Origin of the sequence: Paeniglutamicibacter antarcticus (assembly GCF_039544305.1) — a bacterium.
Classification (GTDB): Bacteria; Actinomycetota; Actinomycetes; order Actinomycetales; family Micrococcaceae; genus Paeniglutamicibacter; species Paeniglutamicibacter antarcticus_C.
This window is the reverse complement of the sequence record NZ_BAABLK010000093.1, coordinates 26,914-40,684: the sequence shown is the minus strand read 5'-3', so window position 1 is coordinate 40,684 and position 13,771 is coordinate 26,914. Positions and strand designations below refer to the sequence as shown.

Annotated in this window: 14 protein-coding genes; 12 read left to right on the top strand and 2 right to left on the bottom strand. The window is 65.6% G+C overall.

What is annotated here, in order from left to right:
• Nucleotides 1-28: 28 nt before the first annotated feature.
• Nucleotides 29-283, bottom strand: coding sequence for a DUF5703 family protein (locus ABEA12_RS17845; protein ID WP_345469141.1), 255 nt, complete (start codon nucleotides 281-283; stop codon nucleotides 29-31).
• Nucleotides 284-325: 42 nt separating this feature from the next.
• On the opposite strand from ABEA12_RS17845, the gene ABEA12_RS17840 reads away from it, so the two are divergent.
• The 3 genes from ABEA12_RS17840 (at nucleotide 326) to mshC (ending at nucleotide 2,904) form a co-directional block, all read left to right on the top strand.
• Nucleotides 326-577 carry a hypothetical protein gene (locus ABEA12_RS17840; RefSeq protein WP_210100760.1) on the top strand — a complete coding sequence of 84 codons (252 nt, stop codon included), beginning with the start codon at nucleotides 326-328 and terminating at the stop codon, nucleotides 575-577.
• 106 nt (nucleotides 578-683) lie between these two features.
• The gene (locus ABEA12_RS17835) at nucleotides 684-1,508 is read left to right on the top strand and encodes an undecaprenyl-diphosphate phosphatase (RefSeq protein WP_210100761.1); all 825 of its coding nucleotides are present in this window, start codon (nucleotides 684-686) and stop codon (nucleotides 1,506-1,508) included.
• Between the two features lie 118 nt (nucleotides 1,509-1,626).
• Nucleotides 1,627-2,904, top strand: coding sequence for a cysteine--1-D-myo-inosityl 2-amino-2-deoxy-alpha-D-glucopyranoside ligase (gene mshC, locus ABEA12_RS17830; protein WP_210100762.1), 1,278 nt, complete (start codon nucleotides 1,627-1,629; stop codon nucleotides 2,902-2,904).
• A gap of 7 nt (nucleotides 2,905-2,911) precedes the next feature.
• Here mshC and ABEA12_RS17825 read toward each other — a convergent pair whose 3' ends face one another.
• On the bottom strand, nucleotides 2,912-3,913 hold the full coding sequence (locus ABEA12_RS17825) for a PAC2 family protein (protein WP_210102549.1): 1,002 nt from the start codon (nucleotides 3,911-3,913) through the stop codon (nucleotides 2,912-2,914).
• A gap of 73 nt (nucleotides 3,914-3,986) precedes the next feature.
• On the opposite strand from ABEA12_RS17825, the gene ABEA12_RS17820 reads away from it, so the two are divergent.
• The 9 genes from ABEA12_RS17820 to pafA all read left to right on the top strand — a co-directional run bounded on the left by ABEA12_RS17820 (nucleotide 3,987) and on the right by pafA (nucleotide 13,665).
• Nucleotides 3,987-4,706, top strand: a complete 720-nt coding sequence (locus ABEA12_RS17820; protein WP_210100763.1) for an HAD family hydrolase — start codon at nucleotides 3,987-3,989, stop codon at nucleotides 4,704-4,706.
• Entirely contained in the window at nucleotides 4,703-5,830 is a 1,128-nt protein-coding gene (locus ABEA12_RS17815; RefSeq protein WP_210100764.1) for a site-2 protease family protein, read from the top strand. Before ABEA12_RS17820 ends, ABEA12_RS17815 begins: the two co-directional genes overlap by 4 nt.
• Before the next feature lie 81 nt (nucleotides 5,831-5,911).
• Nucleotides 5,912-7,006, top strand: a complete 1,095-nt coding sequence (locus ABEA12_RS17810; RefSeq protein ID WP_210100765.1) for a tRNA (adenine-N1)-methyltransferase — start codon at nucleotides 5,912-5,914, stop codon at nucleotides 7,004-7,006.
• Between the two features lie 163 nt (nucleotides 7,007-7,169).
• Entirely contained in the window at nucleotides 7,170-8,906 is a 1,737-nt protein-coding gene (gene arc, locus ABEA12_RS17805; protein WP_345469135.1) for a proteasome ATPase, read from the top strand.
• 14 nt (nucleotides 8,907-8,920) lie between these two features.
• Nucleotides 8,921-10,501, top strand: a complete 1,581-nt coding sequence (dop, locus tag ABEA12_RS17800; protein WP_345469170.1) for a depupylase/deamidase Dop — start codon at nucleotides 8,921-8,923, stop codon at nucleotides 10,499-10,501.
• A gap of 104 nt (nucleotides 10,502-10,605) precedes the next feature.
• The gene (locus ABEA12_RS17795) at nucleotides 10,606-10,791 is read left to right on the top strand and encodes a ubiquitin-like protein Pup (RefSeq protein ID WP_210100766.1); all 186 of its coding nucleotides are present in this window, start codon (nucleotides 10,606-10,608) and stop codon (nucleotides 10,789-10,791) included.
• Complete coding sequence (gene prcB / locus ABEA12_RS17790; RefSeq protein ID WP_210100767.1) at nucleotides 10,788-11,579, top strand: proteasome subunit beta; 792 nt, start codon at nucleotides 10,788-10,790, stop codon at nucleotides 11,577-11,579. The genes ABEA12_RS17795 and prcB overlap by 4 nt, the downstream gene beginning before the upstream one ends.
• Nucleotides 11,580-12,290: a proteasome subunit alpha gene (gene prcA, locus ABEA12_RS17785; protein ID WP_210100768.1), complete on the top strand. Its 711-nt coding sequence runs from the start codon at nucleotides 11,580-11,582 to the stop codon at nucleotides 12,288-12,290.
• 7 nt (nucleotides 12,291-12,297) lie between these two features.
• The gene (pafA, locus tag ABEA12_RS17780) at nucleotides 12,298-13,665 is read left to right on the top strand and encodes a Pup--protein ligase (protein WP_210100769.1); all 1,368 of its coding nucleotides are present in this window, start codon (nucleotides 12,298-12,300) and stop codon (nucleotides 13,663-13,665) included.
• The last annotated feature ends 106 nt before the right edge of the window (nucleotides 13,666-13,771 follow it).

The following is a 13,771-nucleotide window of genomic DNA, read 5'->3' as shown; positions in this document are numbered from 1 at the left end:
TCTCCCTGGACCCGCACCCGGATGGTGGTCAAGCGCGGATGTTCAGTGTTGGCTTGACCCGCATGATGCGCCGACGCATCCAGTACTTTTGTCCGCCGCCCTCGTACAGGCAGGTACGGACCAGTTCCCATTTGCCGTATTCTGAGTGCTCGCGCACAGCTGCCCGGGCAACGGACCGGTGCTCGCCGGGGCGCGCGGTGATGATCAGGTATTCGAAGCGATGTTCCGGGTCCCCGGGCATCGTCTCCAGGGGGTTTGCCGCTGGGATTTTCTTTTCGATCATGACCCTGTCCATAGTGTGGCTTATGCCTGTAACGTCGGACACATGAGTACAGACCCACGTGTTGCCCTCAGTGTATTGATCAGCTGCCTCGAAGAACACCTTTCCGCGGTCGCCGCGAAGCGTGGCACCGCCGATGCATCGATCAGCTCCGCGTTCCTGGCGGTCGCCGATGCCTACGAGGAGTATGAGGATGCCCTCTATGAGTCGTACGAGGAATTCCTGCCGCTGACCGTTGCCGACGAAGACGACGACGGCTATGAGGACAACCAGCAGCAGGAACAAAGCGACCGGTAGCGCCGAAGCGCCGGGAGGCACCCCGAGGCGGTGCCGCGGTATTATCTTCGACTCGTTGTGGAGCGCCAACAGGCGTCGGTGCGACTTGGTGAAGTAGTGTCGGTACGTGAATTGGTTTGAAGCGGCTTTCCTGGGGCTAATCCAGGGTATAACGGAATTTCTCCCCATCTCCTCCAGCGCCCACCTGCGCATCGTCGGGGAGCTGCTGCCCAACGCCTCCGACCCCGGCGCCGCATTTACGGCTATTACGCAGCTGGGTACCGAAACCGCGGTGCTGGTCTTCTTCTGGAAAGACATCGTGCGGATCATCGGTGCGTGGTTCAACGCCTTGAGGGGCCGGATCCCGCATAGCGACCCCGACGCGAAAATGGGCTGGCTGATCATCCTCGGCTCCATCCCGATCGCCGTGCTGGGGCTGCTCTTCGAGAAGCAAATCGACACCTCGTTCCGTTCGCTGTGGATCGTGGCGACCACCTTGGTCATCTTCGGCCTGATCCTGGCCGTCGCGGACTACTACGGCAAGCAGACCCGTGAGCTAAGTACCCTGACCCCCAAGCACGGCATCCTCTTCGGCTTCGCCCAGGCGTTGGCACTGATCCCCGGTGTGTCGCGATCCGGGGGCACCATCACCGCCGGCCTGTTCATGGGCTACACCCGTGAGGCTGCGGCCCGCTACTCCTTCCTGCTGGCCATCCCCGCGGTCTTCGCCTCGGGGCTGTACAAGCTGGTGAAGTCCTTCGACGAGCCAGGCTTCTACACGTTGGCGCAAACCGGGCTGGCGACCGTGATTGCCTTCTTCGTCGGCTTCCTCATCGTTGGCTGGTTCCTGAAGTACGTTTCCACGCACAGCTACCGCCTTTTTGTCTGGTACCGATTGGCACTGGGCCTGGCCCTGTATGTGCTGCTGGGCTTCGGTGTGATCAACGCCTAGGGCGGCTGCTCGGACCATGCGGAATAACCGCGGGACCGTTTGGACTTGCCACCAGTAACTTCCATTTGCGCCGCGGGCCCGCCCGGGTGCGTAAAACCTAAGAGAAAGGACGCCCCCCGTGCTTGCATGGCCAGCGCCCACCGTCCCCCATGTTGCCGGAAACGCACCGATCCTTGAGGTGTTTGACACCGCAACGAACCGGCTGAAGGACACCGCACCGGCGGACAAGTCCAACGCGCCGGCGAGCATGTACGTCTGCGGGATCACCCCCTACGACGCCACGCACATGGGCCATGCGGCAACCTACGTCACCTTCGACCTGCTCCAGCGCACCTGGCGCGACGCCGGGCGCAAGGTCACCTACGTGCAAAACGTCACCGACATCGACGATCCGCTGCTCGAGCGCGCCGCATCGCTCGGGATCGACTGGCAAGCGCTGGCGACCGAGCAGACCGACCTGTTCCGCGCCGACATGGAGGCGTTGAACGTGATCCCTCCAGAGCACTACCTCGGTGCCGTGGAAACGATCTCTTGGCTGGTCCCGGTGGTCGAGGAACTGGTGTCCAAGGACCTCGCCTACCCGGTTCCCGGCCAGGACGGCGAACCCGACGGGGACATCTACTTCGACGCCGTGGCAGCGGCCAACGAGGCCTGGGAGCTGGGCACCGTCAGCGGTTACGACCGCGAGACCATGCTCGGGTTCTTCGCCGAACGCGGCGGGGATCCTCAGCGACCGGGCAAGCGCGACGCGCTGGACCCGTTGCTGTGGCGCGTGGCCCGCGAGGGCGAACCGGAATGGGACGGGGCAACCCTGGGCTCGGGTCGTCCGGGCTGGCACATCGAATGCTCGGTGATCGCCCGACGTATGCTCCCGGCGCCCTTCACCGTCCAGGGCGGGGGATCGGATTTGATCTTTCCGCACCACGAGTTCTCCGCCGCGCATGCCGCGGCGCTTGACCACAAGGCATTGGCCGAATCCTATGTGCACACCGGCATGGTGGGCCTGGACGGCGAGAAGATGAGCAAGTCCCTAGGCAATCTGGTGCTGGTTTCGACGCTGCGTGCCGCCGGGGTCGAACCCGTGGCCATCCGCACGGTGCTGCTGGGCCAGCACTACCGCAGCGACTGGTCCTGGACCGACCAACGTTTGGCCGAGGCCCAGGCGCGGGTGGCCCACTGGCGCGCGCGCATCGATTCCACCAGCCTGGCTGAGGCCACCGCCGTGATCACCCGGATCCGCTCGAAGCTGGCAAACGACCTGAACTCACCGGCGGCCCTTGCCGTGCTTGATGCCTTCAGCGCGCAGGAACCGACCCGGGACGGGGATTCGGCCGGCACCGGCGGGCAATTGCTGACCGACGCCCTGGATTCCCTGCTGGGACTCAAGCTCCGATAGCTCGCTGCTACTCGGGGGACCCCGGAGAATCGGGAGTGTCCGAGGACCACGGGGTCCCCGGTGTGTCCGGGGATTGCGGTGCCGGGGGAGCACCTGGCCGGGATCCGGGATCCTGGTGCCCCTCATGGGTGCCGGCGGCCCCGTGGCGACGCTTGAGATAGCGCTCGAACTCCCGGGCGATGGCCTCGCCGGTGGCCTCGGGCAGGGCCGTCTCGTCCTGCGCCTGTTCCAGCTGCTCGACGTAGGCCGCCACATCGGCGTCCCCGGTGGCCAGTGCGTCGACCCCGCGTTCCCAGGCCAGTGCGTCCTCGGTGAGCTCGTGCAGGTCAAGTGCCAACGGCAGCAGTTCCTCCACGCGGTGCAGCAGCGCCAACTGCGCCTTGGGCGAGGGCGGCTGGGCAACGTAGTGCGGGACCGCGGACCAGATCGAGAGCGTGGGCAGTCCCGCGGCCTCGGCGAACTGCGCCAGCACCCCCACGATCCCCGTCGGGCCCTCGTAGCCCGCGGCATGGGCGCCGAGCGCCTCGCGCACCGCCGGGTCCTCGCTGGAGACCGAGGCCTGGATCGGCCGGGTGTGGGGAACATCGGCCAGCAGCGCACCCATGACCATCACGCCCTGGACGTTTTCCTCCTCGGCCCGTGTCAGGATCTCGGCAATGAAGGACTTCCACCTGAAGCTGGGCTCCACGCCGCGAACCAACAGCAGGTCAACGGGTGAATCGGGCACCACTGCACGGTAGATGCGCGTTGTTGGCCACTTGATCACCCGCTTGCCCTTGGCATTGCGCTGCATCAGCGGGCGGGAGAACTGGTAGTCGTAGTAGTCCTCGTCGCCGATGCCGGCAAGCTTCACCGCACCGGTGGCTGCCTTGATGGTCTTCAGCGCCGAACTCGCCGCATCCCCGGCATCGTTCCAGCCCTCGAAAGCCACGACCATGATCGCCGGGCGCACTGCGGCGGGCGTCGTGGATGCAGCCACCAGGGATGAAAGTGTCACTGGATCATTCATATCTTCGCTCACAACCTCACCCTAGCGCGCGGATCGGTCGCCGGGTCAATGCCGCGCACACTAGAATTGGCTCATGCCAACCCAGAATTACGAGCCCCTGCCCGTGCGCAGCCCGAACACCTCTATCCAGGGCGTGCTGTGGGACATGGACGGAACCCTGCTTGACACCGAACCCTACTGGATGGCCGCCGAGGCGGCGCTGGTAGCCGAGTTCGGCGGGCAATGGAGTGAGGAAGAGGCGATGGCGCTGGTCGGCAATGCGCTGCCCGACGCCGCGGCCGTGCTGCAACGCGCCGGAGTCGGGCTGGACGCGCGCCAGATCATCGACAGGCTGCTCACCGAGGTGCTCATCGGGGTCCGGAGGCACGTCGCCTGGCGCCCCGGTGCCCTCGAGCTGCTTCAGGAACTGCACGAGGCGAAGATCCCCTGCGGGCTGGTGACCATGTCCGAGGAGCCGCTGGCCGCCCTGGTACTCGAACAGCTTCCCCACGAGTACTTCGCCTTCCGTGTCACCGGCGAGATGGTCGCCCGCGGCAAGCCGCACCCGGACCCCTACCTGCTGGGCCTGGCGAAACTGGGATCACGCGTACATGGCCTGGACCCGCGCCGTGTCATCGGCCTGGAGGATTCGGCCCCCGGCATCGCCTCCGCCGCCGCCAGCGGCATCAACGCCGTGCTGATACCGCACATTGCCCCGGTACCGCACTCCGATTCCTGGCACCGGGTCTCCTCGCTTGAGGAACTGGACCTCGAATCCCTGGGCGCCTTGGTGTCCAACGGGGCCCAGGGATGAGCAAAATCGGTGTTAGGCGCGAAGGAATCCCGCTCGGATCGATCTTCGGGGTACCGGTGTCCTTGGCATGGTCCTGGTTCATCATCACCGGTTTCATCGTCCTGGTCTTCGGGCCCACGGTGGCCCGGGCCATGCCCGGGCTCGGCGCCGGGGCCTACCTGGTGGCATTCGCCTACGCGGTGCTGTTGGCTATTTCGGTGCTCATCCACGAACTCGCCCATGCCCTCAGTGCCAAGGCCTTTGGCTGGCCCGGGGCGAAGATCACCTTGAACCTCTGGGGCGGGCACACCCAGTTCTCCTCCTTCGATGCCACCCCCGGCCGCTCGTTGGCCGTGGCCATGGCCGGCCCGGGCGCGAACTTCGTGATCGCCGGCGTCGGTTACGTGCTGCTGCAGGCCTTTGAACCGGTGGGGGTGCTCGCCCTGCTCTGGGGCATCCTGGTCTGGGCGAACCTGCTGGTGGCGATCTTCAACGTGCTTCCGGGGTTGCCCCTGGATGGCGGGCGCCTGGTCGAGTCCGCCGTCTGGCGATACACCGGCTCCCAGGACCGCGGCACCATTGCCGCCGGCTGGTCCGGCCGGGTGCTGGTGGTGCTGATCGTGGGCTACTTTGTGATCACTCCGCTGACCCGCAACCAACCACTTGACCTGCAGGTGATCATCGTCGCCGTGCTGATCGGCGGTTTCATGTGGGTCGGTGCCAGCCAGGGGATCACCAACGCCAAGCTGCGCCTGCGCCTGCCGCTGGTTTCGGTGCGTGCCCTGATGGAACCGGCAACGGCCATCCGCCAGGACTCGAGCCTGGCCGAGGTCACGGCCCGTCTTCAAAGCCGTGGCGGGCGGGTCATCCTCATTGATGCACCGGGGAACCCCGTTGCGGTGATCGACGAGGTCACCCTGGGTGCCATCGACCCCGCACTGCTAGCCCAAAGCCCCGCGCTCTCGGCGGCCCGTGCACTGGGCCCGGGGGCTGTCGTGGACGCCAACGCGGACGGCCGCGCGCTGATCGGCTACCTTGCCACGCTGCAGGGCAGCGAATACGCGGTCATCGACGAATCCCACCGGATCATCGGGCTGCTTTCCCAGGCCCGCATCCTCGCCGCGATCACCGGCAAGGCACACTAGGCCCAGGCCTTGGACCCCGCCGCACGGCGGGGTGAACATACACCTACCCCCCCATAAGAACCTAAGGACGATCCACCGCCCATGAGCGAGAACCCAGCAACGCCCCACGGTGCCCAGAGCCGCCGAGGCCCCTTCCGGACCGGTGACCGGGTCCAGCTCATCGACCAGAAGCGCCGGATCCACACCATCACCCTGACCACCGGCGGCCAGTTCCACACGCACAAGGGCGTGCTCTTCCACGATGCACTCATCGGGGCGAGCGAGGGATCGATCGTTGAGAACACCAACGAGATCCGCTACCAGGCACTGCGCCCGCTGCTGAAGGACTTCGTGCTCTCGATGCCGCGCGGGGCCACCGTCGTCTACCCCAAGGATGCGGCCCAGATCATCGCGATGGGCGACATCTACCCGGGTGCACGCGTAGTGGAGGCCGGGGTCGGCTCCGGCGCCCTGTCGATGTCGCTGCTTCGCGCCGTGGGCGACGGGGGCTACCTGCACTCCTTCGAACGCCGCGAGGAATTCGCCGAAATCGCCCGCGGCAACGTGGACACCGTGTTCGGGGGCCCGCACCCGGCCTGGCGGATCTCCATCGGCGACTTCCAGGACCAGGTGGTCCGGACCGAAGAATCGGGTTCCGTGGACCGCGTGGTCCTGGACATGCTCTCGCCGTGGGAATGCCTCGACGCGGTCTCCACCGTGCTGGCACCCGGCGGGGTGTGGGTGAACTACGTGGCGACGGTGACCCAGATGTCGCGCACCGTCGAGGTGATCCGGGCCTCGGGGCTCTACACCGAGCCCGAGTCCTTCGAGACAATGGTCCGCGGCTGGCACGTCGAGGGCCTTGCCGTGCGCCCCGACCACCGCATGGTCGCACACACGGCCTTCCTGATCACCTGCCGCCGGCTCGCCGACGGCGCGGTGGGCATCCCCGGGGCCAAGCGCGTGAAGGAACACAGCTACTCCGCAGCCGACCTGGAAACTTGGACCCGTTCAAAGGACCCGGAGGCTTGGACCCAGGGCGCGCTGGGGGAACGGGCGGTCTCGGACCGCAAGCTGCGCCGGGCCGCCAAGGACGCCAAGTCAATGACCCAGCGCGGTTCGCTGCCCGCCGCCACCGCCCCCGGGGCCGATAACGAAGCGGCGGAAAGCACGGAGCTCGACACCGAAGCGAACTAGCCGCCGCACGTGCCCGCGCACCTTGGCAAGGACCACCTGCCTTGCCAAGGTACGCAGTCACATTTCAGCCTTTGGGCCGCCGCCATGCCTAGGATGGAAGCAGAGATGACGTGCACCGGTTCACCCCGGTGCACACAAACCCGAGATTATGTGAAACAGGTGGATGATGGGCGAAGAAACGGATCGCACACGGCTCGAGGGCCAGGTAACGGCCGCCGAGAGGCAGCTGAACATCGTGCGGGACAAGAACCGCCAACTCGATCGGCAACTGGCCAGCGCGGGAGGAAACAACACCCGCCTCGTTGCGATGCTCGAGCGCACCCGCGAAGAGATCATCACCCTGAAGGCAGGGCTTGAGAAGGACGGGGACACCCCCTTCAGCCACGGCACCATCGTCCAGATGCACGCCCGCAGCCACCCGGTCCCCGGGGTGGCGATCTCCTCCACGGGGGTCCAATCCGCGGACATCGTCCAGGGCGGGCGCAAGCTGCGCGTGGGAATCTCCCCGCTGCTGGACTTTCAGAAGCTGGCCATCGGCCAGGAGGTGCTGCTCAACGAGTCCCTGGTCATCGTCGCCGGCCTGGGCTACGAGCAGTCCGGCGAGCTGGTCACCGTCAAGGAGGTCCTGGAGGACCACCGCGTGGTGGCCATGGGCCGGGCCGATGACCAACGCGTCATCAAGCTGGCCGAACCCCTGATCAAGGACACCGTGAGGGTCGGCGACGTGCTGACCCTTGACACCCGGACCGGGCTCGGGCTGGAAAAGGTGCACCTTTCGGACATGCAGTCCCTGGTCCTCGAAGAGGTCCCGAACATCTCCTACGCCGACATCGGCGGGCTCGGCGAGCAGATCGAGGCGATCCGCGACGCCGTCGAACTTCCTTTCCTGCACCCGGACCTCTACCGCGAACACGGGCTCACCGCCCCCAAGGGCATCTTGCTCTACGGCCCCCCGGGCTGCGGCAAGACGCTGATCGCCAAGGCCGTGGCGCACTCGCTTTCCGAGCGCACCAACGAGCGAAACGGCGATTCGGGCACCGCCAAGAGTTACTTCCTGAACATCAAGGGCCCCGAGCTTTTGGACAAGTACGTCGGGGAAACCGAACGCCACATCCGGCTGATCTTCGCCCGGGCACGCGAAAAGGCGGCCGGCGGCAACCCCGTGGTGGTGTTCTTCGACGAGATGGACTCGCTGTTCCGCACCCGCGGCACCGGGGTGTCTTCGGACGTGGAAACCACCATCGTCCCGCAGCTGCTCTCGGAAATCGACGGTGTCGAGCGCCTGGACAACGTGATCGTGATTGGCGCCTCCAACCGCGAGGACATGATCGACCCCGCGATCCTGCGCCCCGGCCGCCTGGATGTGAAGATCAAGATCCGCCGCCCGGATGCCCAGGGCGCGGCGGAGATCTTCGCGAAGTACCTCACCGCGGATTTGCCGCTGCATCCCGATGACCTCGCCGAGCACGGCAACGACGCCGGCGCCTGTGTTCGGGCCATGATCCAGGCGACAGTGGAGGCGATGTACTCCACCGGGGAGCAGAACCAGTTCCTCGAGGTCACCTACGCCAACACCGAGACCGAGATCCTGTACTTCAAGGACTTCTCCTCGGGTGCGGTGATCCGCAACGTCGTGGACCGTGCCAAGAAGTCCGCCATCAAGGCGCTGCTCACCGGGGCCGAACGAGGTCTGCGCATGGAGCACCTACTCGCAGCGGTCGTGGAGGAATTCCACGAGCACGAGGACATGCCCAACACCACCAACCCCGATGACTGGGCTCGGATCTCCGGGCGCAAGGGCGAGCGCATCACCTTCATCCGCACCATCGTGGCGGACAAGAACGGGCGCGGCAAGACCCTGCCCGCACCCGGGGCCGACGAGACCGGGCAATACCTGTGAGCGTGCACCGCGTGATGGGCCTGGAGACCGAATACGGGGTGCTGGCCCCCTCGATGCCCGGGGCCAACGCCACGATGCTCTCGGCCCAGGTGATCAACGCCTACGCCGCGACGATCCGCGAGGCCCGCGGGCAGATCTCCGGCACCCGCTGGGACTACGCCGACGAGACCCCGCTGAACGATGCGCGCGGGTTCACCCAGTCCCGGTCCTCGGCCGATCCCTCCCAGCTCACCGACGTGGAACCGGAGCTTGACGCCGAACAGGTGGCACTGGACGGGGGAAACGTGAGCATCGGGGACACGCTCTACGACAGGGGATCCACCGAGCACGAGGTGTTGATGAACATGGTCCTGGGCAACGGGGCCCGGCTCTACGTGGACCACGCGCACCCGGAGTATTCCTCCCCGGAGACCACCAACCCGTTCGACGCGGTGCTCTGGGACCAGGCCGGGGACTACGTCGCGCTCGACGCGGTGCGCCGCATCGCCGGGCTCCCGGGGACCCCGGATGTGCACCTGTACAAGAACAACACCGACAACAAGTCGGTGTCCTACGGCGCGCACGAGAACTACCTGATGCCACGCTCGGTGCCCTTCGATGCGATCGTCTCCGGGCTGATCCCCTTCTTCGCCACCCGCCAGGTCATCTGTGCCTCGGGCAGGGTGGGGCGCGGCGCGCTGGGCCAATACCCCGGCTTTCAGGTCTCCCAGCGCGCGGACTTCTTTGAGGCCGGGGTCGGCCTCGAAACCACGGTGCGACGACCGATCATCAACACCCGCGACGAGCCTCACGCGCACTGGGAAAAGTATCGCCGGCTGCACGTGATCATCGGGGATGCCAACCTCGGGCAGGTCTCCACGCTGCTGCGCACCGGGAGTACCGCGCTGGTGCTCTCGATGATCGAGGCCGGCACCGCGCCGGCGATCGAGCTGCGCGACCCGGTCGCGGCGCTGCAGGCCATCAGCCACGACCCGACCCTGAAAACCAAGGTGGAGCTCACCGACGGCCGCAAGCTCACCGCACTTGAAATCCAGTGGATCTACGCGGAGGCCTCGGCGGCGCACTGCGGGGCAACCGATGCCACCGACGAGGCAACCGTGGAAATCCAGCGCCGCTGGGAAGAAACCCTGCACCTGCTGGAAACCGATATCTTTGAAGCCGCTTCCACCGTTGACTGGGTGGCGAAGTACAAGCTGATGCTTTCCTACGCCCAACGCCACGGCGTGGATTTCTCCGACGCCCGCATCGGGTTGATGGACCTGCAATGGGCCGACATCCGTCCGGAAAAAGGCCTGTACCACCTGCTGGCGGACCGTGGCCTGATGGAAACGTTGTATTCCCCGGAGCAGATCGCTGCCGCGGCCTCCAACCCGCCCGAGGACACCCGGGCATACTTCCGCGGCAGAGTGCTTAGCCAGTACCCCCAGCACGTGGTGGCCGCCAGCTGGGATTCAGTGTCCTTCACCCTCCCCGGGGCCCGAAGGCTTCAACGCATCGCCACCTTGGAGCCGCTGCGCGGCACCAAGGCGCTGGTCGGGGACCTGTTGGACAAGGACTTGTCGATTCAGGAGTTCTTAGCAACCCTGCGGAGCTAAAAGCCCTACCCAGTGACAAGATGTAGATATCAGCACGTTGGGCGTCGGCGGTGCACCCAAGCTCCACGGCCCGGTAAGACACGCGAAAGAGAGCGGTACGTACGATGACACAGGAACAACACTCGGGCCAACGCCGCGAGGAAACCACCGAAACGGATGCGACCCAGGAAAGCGCCGTTGCCCAAGGCCAGGACGCCGGGGTCGATGACCTGCTCGACGAGATCGACGGGGTGCTGGAGCAAAACGCCGAGGAGTTCGTGCGCGGCTTTGTCCAAAAGGGCGGTCAGTGATCGAGCTCGGTCCCGGTCCTTCCTTCCTCGAGTACCTGAACCGGGACCGCCCGGACCTGCTTCCGGCCAACCGGGCCGCTGTGCCCTCCGATGCCTCCGGGCAGGTCCCGCACGGTACGACCATCGTTGCCCTGGGCTACGCCGAGGGCGTAGTGATGGCCGGGGACCGCCGGGCTACCATGGGTAACGTGATTGCCAGCCGGCACATCGAGAAGGTATTCGAAACCGACAAGTACTCGGTTGTCGGGATCGCCGGTGCCGCCGGGATAGCCATTGACATTGCCAAGCTCTTCGGGGTGGAACTCGAGCACTACGAAAAGATCGAGGGGACCCGCCTGTCCATGGAGGGCAAGGCCAACCGCCTTGCCTCCATGATCCGGGCGAACCTGCCCATGGCCATGCAGGGCATGAGCGTGGTTCCGCTCTTCGCCGGCTATGACACGTTCACCGGCAAGGGGAGGATCTTCTCCTTCGACATCACCGGCGGGCTCTACGAGGAAGTCGAGCACCACTGCGTGGGTTCGGGCTCCCCGTACGCCCGCGGCGCTCTGAAAAAGCTGTGGCAACCGGGCATGGGCGCAAGTGCCACCGTGCGGGTCGCCGTCGAAGCGCTCTATGATGCGGCCGACGACGACTCGGCCACCGGGGGACCGGACACCGTGCGCAGCCTCTGGCCGGTCATTTACACCGTGGATTCCACCGGCGCGCATCGCGTGGAGGAATCCATCCTCGCAGCGATGTCCCGCGAGATCATTGCCGAACGCACCGCCAGCGCGAAGGAGTCCTAGATGAGCGCGCAATACTACGTTTCCCCGGAACAGCTCATGAAGGACCGGGCCGACTTCGCCCGCAAGGGGATCTCGCGCGGCCGGGCGGTCATCGTTGCATCCTGCGCCGACGGGATCGCATTGATCGCGGAGAACCCCTCGGGCTCGCTGCACAAGATCGGGGAGATCTACGACCGGATCGCCTTCGCCGCGGTGGGCAAGTACAACGAATTCGAGTCCCTGCGCCAAGCCGGGATCCGCTACGCGGACACCCGCGGGTATTCCTACTCCCGGCACGATGTGACGGGCCGCGGGCTTGCCAGCGTCTACGCCCAGTCCCTGGGCGCGGTGTTCACGGCCGAGTCCAAGCCCTTTGAGGTGGAGCTCGCCGTGCTGGAACTCGGTGCAACCGCGGATACCGACACGCTGTTCTCCTTGAACTTCGACGGATCGATCGCGGAGATGCCCGGATACATCCTCATGGGCGGAGACACCCCGGTGCTGCGCGAGGCCTGGAACGGGCACTGGGCATCGAAGTCCCTTGCTGAATCCGGCTCCGATGAAGTCATCCGCGCAGCCGCCATGGTGCTGCCCGGTGCAGGGGAAAGCCCCAACGACGCTGGCCTGCTGGAGGTGGCCGTGCTCGAACGGTTCACGCCCTCCGGATCGCACCGGCATTTCCGACGACTCGACACCCCAACTATTGCCCGGATCCTGGCAGCAGGGAAGTAAAGACAGCATGGACCGCAGAATCTTTGGCATCGAAACCGAATACGGCATCAACTACTCGGACCCCGATGGACGCCAACTCACCCCGGAGGAGTCCGCCCGCTACCTCTTCCGCCGTGTGGTGGCCTGGGGACGCAGCTCGAACGTGTTTCTCACCAACGGCTCACGGCTCTACCTCGATGTAGGCTCGCATCCCGAATACGCCACGGCCGAATGCGACGACATCACCCAGCTGATCGCCCATGACAGGGCGGGGGAGTCGATCCTCAACGACCTGGTGTCCAGTGCCGAGGAACGGATGGCGGCCGACGGGTACAACGGCCGGCTTTACCTCTTCAAGAACAACACCGACACCGCGGGAAACTCCTACGGCTGCCACGAGAACTTCCTGATTCCGCGCAAGCTCGAATTTGCCCGGCTCGCCGAGATCCTGATCCCGTTCCTGGTCACCAGGCAGCTGATTGCCGGAGCCGGAAAAATTGTCAACCTCGACGGGGAAGCCCACTACGCCTTCTCCCAGCGAGCCGACCACGTCTGGGAAGGTGTTTCCTCCGCCACCACCCGTTCGCGGCCGATCATCAACACCCGCGACGAGCCGCACGCCGATGCCGAGTACTTCCGCCGGCTGCACGTGATCGTGGGGGACTCGAACATGTCCGAAACCACCCAGCTGGTCAAGCTCGGTGCCACAGACCTGATGCTGCGGATCATCGAATCCGGCAAGATCATGGAAGACCTGCGCCTGGAGAACCCGATCCGCTCCATCCGCGAGATCTCACATGACTTCAACGGCACCACGAACATCAAACTCGCCAACGGCGCCGAGATGTCCGCTCTCGAAATGCAACGTCGGTTCCTGAAACTGGCCACCGACTTCGTAGCCCGCGAGGGGGCGCACCACGACAAGGTCCCCGAGGTGCTCGACCTGTGGGAGCGTACCCTGGACGCGGTGGAAACGGGGAACTTCTCGGGCATCGACACGGAGATCGACTGGGCCATCAAACACAAGCTCGTCACCTCCTACGCCAACCGGCACTCCCTGGAACTGGGTTCCCAGCGACTGGCCCAGCTGGATCTGACCTATCACGACATTGATACCAAGCGAGGGCTCTTCCACTTGCTGGCTGCCCGCGGCAGGGCCGCCACAGTGGTGGCTCCGGGCGATATCGCTTACGCCGTGGACAACCCGCCACAGAGCACCCGGGCCAAGTTGCGCGGCGACTTCGTGCGCGCTGCCAAAAGTGCCGAACGCGACTTCACCGTGGACTGGGTCCACCTGAAGCTCAACGACCACCCGGGGCAAACCGTGCTGTGCAAGGACCCGTTTGCCAACGAGGATCCACGCGTCGCGGCACTCATTGCCTCCATGGCAGGCTGACCACCGGCTACAGGATCGTTGCTACCGGCAATAAGCAGATTCACAGTTTGAGCCTTTACGCTGGTTATAGCCTGTTTCGAAAGCTCACCATTCAGTGTGGGTGTCT